Annotated in this window: 2 rRNA genes (1 of these 2 cut by a window edge); both read right to left on the bottom strand. The window is 58.5% G+C overall.

Going from position 1 to position 3,250, the window contains the following annotated elements:
- A 23S ribosomal RNA gene (locus AB0G14_RS34535) occupies positions 1–1,269 on the bottom strand (it extends 1,858 nt beyond the left edge of the window).
- Positions 1,270–1,645: 376 nt separating this feature from the next.
- Positions 1,646–3,162, bottom strand: a 16S ribosomal RNA gene (locus AB0G14_RS34530).
- Together the 16S and 23S rRNA genes form the textbook arrangement of a ribosomal RNA operon.
- Between the last annotated feature and the right edge of the window lie 88 nt (positions 3,163–3,250).

Raw genomic sequence — 3,250 nt, 5'->3', positions numbered from 1 at the left:
GCAAGGTAAAAATGTGAATGCCACAGCTTCGGCGGTGTGCTTGAGCCCCGCTACATTGTCGGCGCGGAACCACTTGACCAGTGAGCTATTACGCACTCTTTAAAGGGTGGCTGCTTCTAAGCCAACCTCCTGGTTGTCTATGCGACCCCACATCCTTTTCCACTTAGCACACGCTTAGGGGCCTTAGCTGGTGATCTGGGCTGTTTCCCTCTCGACTACGAAGCTTATCCCCCGCAGTCTCACTGCCGCGCTCTCACTTACCGGCATTCGGAGTTTGGCTGATTTCGGTAAGCTTGTGGGCCCCCTAGACCATCCAGTGCTCTACCTCCGGCAAGAAACACGCGACGCTGCACCTAAATGCATTTCGGGGAGAACCAGCTATCACGGAGTTTGATTGGCCTTTCACCCCTAACCACAGGTCATCCCCCAACTTTTCAACGTTGGTGGGTTCGGCCCTCCACGCGGTCTTACCCGCGCTTCAGCCTGCCCATGGCTAGATCACTCCGCTTCGGGTCTAGGACACGCGACTGAATCGCCCTATTCAGACTCGCTTTCGCTACGGCTCCCCCACACGGGTTAACCTCGCCACATGCCACTAACTCGCAGGCTCATTCTTCAAAAGGCACGCCGTCACCCCGCAAGGCTCCGACGGATTGTAGGCGAACGGTTTCAGGTACTATTTCACTCCCCTCCCGGGGTACTTTTCACCATTCCCTCACGGTACTCGTCCGCTATCGGTCACCAGGAAGTATTTAGGCTTACCAGGTGGTCCTGGCAGATTCACGGCAGATTTCAGGGGTCCGCCGCTACTCGGGAACACCCACAGGAGACCAGCCACTTTCACCTACCGGACTATCACCGCCTACGGTCAGCCATTCCAGACTGTTCGGCTAGCAACTGGCTTTATAACTCCTCACACGAGTGTCAGCTCGTGTAGCAGGGTCCCACAACCCCGACCACGCAACCCCTGACAGGTATCACACGCAGCCGGTTTAGCCTCAATCCGCTTTCGCTCGCCACTACTCACGGAATCACTAAATTGTTTTCTCTTCCTACGGGTACTGAGATGTTTCACTTCCCCGCGTTCCCTCCATACACCCTATGTGTTCAGGTGCAGGTGACATCACATGACTGATGCCGGGTTCCCCCATTCGGACACCCTGGGATCACAGCTCGGTTGACAGCTCCCCCAGGCCTATCGCGGCCTCCCACGTCCTTCATCGGCTCCTGGTGCCAAGGCATCCACCGTTCGCCCTTGACAACTTGACCACAAAGATGCTCGCGTCCACTGTGCAATTCTCAACAAACGACCAACCCACAACCCACAGCCCCACACCAGCCCGACAACCCGCCGACGGTATGCGAGACCAGGCCATGCCTGGCAACCATCCCCCACCCACAGGTGAAGGCCATGGCTCCGAAAGAAACAACCACCAGGTTGTTCTTTCAGGACCCAACAGGGTGCTTATCATTCCTCCCCAGCCGCACCAACCCGACCGTTCCTGCACCCCCGAAGAGGCGTGTACTAGATCATCGCGGCCGTTGCCAGAGCGAAACTCGCCAGTGTCTCCGCCATTGAGCACCCCGACCCGACATTCGCAGGTCGCGGGCTCCTTACACCCTTTCAGGTGAAGGTGCTCCTTAGAAAGGAGGTGATCCAGCCGCACCTTCCGGTACGGCTACCTTGTTACGACTTCGTCCCAATCGCCAGCCCCACCTTCGACGGCTCCCTCCCACAAGGGGTTGGGCCACCGGCTTCGGGTGTTGCCGACTTTCGTGACGTGACGGGCGGTGTGTACAAGGCCCGGGAACGTATTCACCGCAGCGTTGCTGATCTGCGATTACTAGCGACTCCGACTTCACGGGGTCGAGTTGCAGACCCCGATCCGAACTGAGACCGGCTTTTTGGGATTCGCTCCACCTCACGGTATCGCAGCCCATTGTACCGGCCATTGTAGCATGCGTGAAGCCCTGGACATAAGGGGCATGATGACTTGACGTCATCCCCACCTTCCTCCGAGTTGACCCCGGCAGTCTTCGATGAGTCCCCGCCATAACGCGCTGGCAACATCGAACGAGGGTTGCGCTCGTTGCGGGACTTAACCCAACATCTCACGACACGAGCTGACGACAGCCATGCACCACCTGTGACCGCCCCCGAAGGACCCGACATCTCTGCCGGTTTTGCGGCCATGTCAAACCCAGGTAAGGTTCTTCGCGTTGCATCGAATTAATCCGCATGCTCCGCCGCTTGTGCGGGCCCCCGTCAATTCCTTTGAGTTTTAGCCTTGCGGCCGTACTCCCCAGGCGGGGCGCTTAATGCGTTAGCTGCGGCACAGGGAACCGGAGAGGCCCCCCACACCTAGCGCCCAACGTTTACAGCGTGGACTACCAGGGTATCTAATCCTGTTCGCTCCCCACGCTTTCGCTCCTCAGCGTCAGTATCGGCCCAGAGACCCGCCTTCGCCACCGGTGTTCCTCCTGATATCTGCGCATTTCACCGCTACACCAGGAATTCCAGTCTCCCCTACCGAACTCTAGCCTGCCCGTATCGACTGCAGGCCCGCAGTTGAGCTGCGGGTTTTCACAGTCGACGCGACAAGCCGCCTACGAGCTCTTTACGCCCAATAAATCCGGACAACGCTCGCGCCCTACGTCTTACCGCGGCTGCTGGCACGTAGTTGGCCGGCGCTTCTTCTGCAGGTACCGTCACTTACGCTTCGTCCCTGCTGAAAGAGGTTTACAACCCGAAGGCCGTCATCCCTCACGCGGCGTCGCTGCATCAGGCTTCCGCCCATTGTGCAATATTCCCCACTGCTGCCTCCCGTAGGAGTCTGGGCCGTGTCTCAGTCCCAGTGTGGCCGGTCGCCCTCTCAGGCCGGCTACCCGTCGTCGCCTTGGTAGGCCATCACCCCACCAACAAGCTGATAGGCCGCGAGCCCATCCCAGGCCGAAAAACTTTCCACCACCAACCATGCGGTCAGAGGTCCTATTCGGTATTAGCCCCGGTTTCCCGGGGTTATCCCAAAGCCTAGGGCAGGTTGCTCACGTGTTACTCACCCGTTCGCCGCTCGAGTACCCCGAAGGGCCTTTCCGCTCGACTTGCATGTGTTAAGCACGCCGCCAGCGTTCGTCCTGAGCCAGGATCAAACTCTCCAACAAAAACCTTTGTTGAAACAGTCATCCCGACAACAAATGTTGCCAAAGGAATCCAAAACCAGCCAAACCAAAAGGCCTGACCAGTCCCGGG

The sequence above is a fragment of the Micromonospora sp. NPDC023814 genome (genome assembly GCF_040639595.1).
In the GTDB taxonomy this organism is placed as follows: domain Bacteria; phylum Actinomycetota; class Actinomycetes; order Mycobacteriales; family Micromonosporaceae; genus Micromonospora.
This window is presented reverse-complemented; position numbering and strand designations above follow the sequence as displayed.